This window comes from Microbispora hainanensis, from assembly GCF_006874475.1.
Lineage (GTDB): Bacteria > Actinomycetota > Actinomycetes > Streptosporangiales > Streptosporangiaceae > Microbispora > Microbispora hainanensis.
On the sequence record NZ_VIRM01000173.1, the window covers coordinates 1 to 687 of the forward strand.

At 69.0% G+C, this 687-nt stretch carries 1 pseudogene; it reads right to left on the minus strand.

What is annotated here, in order from left to right:
* Positions 1-687 (minus strand): annotated as a pseudogene (locus FLX08_RS40040) (DNA-directed RNA polymerase subunit beta); the annotation flags it as partial.

The window sequence follows — 687 nt, forward strand, 5'->3', positions numbered from 1 at the left end:
TCCTCCACCACACCGGCCTTCTCGGCCGTAATGACGTCACCGGCATCGGTCGCCGCGCGATACTCCATGCCCGTGCCGACCAGCGGCGCCTCGCTCTTGAGCAGAGGCACCGACTGACGCTGCATGTTCGAACCCATCAGCGCGCGGTTGGCGTCGTCGTGCTCGAGGAACGGGATCATGGCGGTCGCCACCGACACCATCTGGCGCGGCGAGACGTCCATGTAGTCGACCTCGGACGGGTGGACGGCCTCGAACTCGCCGCCCTTACGGCGGGCGAGCACGCGGGTCTCGGCGAAGGTGCCGTCGGGGTTCAGGGCCGTGTTGGCCTGCGCCACGACGTGCCGGTCCTCCTCGTCCGCGGTGAGGTAGTCGATCTCGTCGGTGACCCGGCCGTCGACGACGCGGCGGTAGGGGGTCTCGACGAAGCCGAACGAGTTGACCCGCCCGAAGGAGGACAGCGAGCCGATCAGACCGATGTTCGGGCCTTCCGGCGTCTCGATCGGGCACATGCGGCCGTAGTGCGAGGGGTGCACGTCGCGGACCTCGAAGCCCGCGCGCTCACGCGACAGACCACCCGGGCCCAGCGCGGACAGACGCCGCTTGTGCGTCAGGCCGGCCAGCGGGTTGGTCTGGTCCATGAACTGCGACAGCTGCGAGGTGCCGAAGAACTCCTTGATCGACGCCACC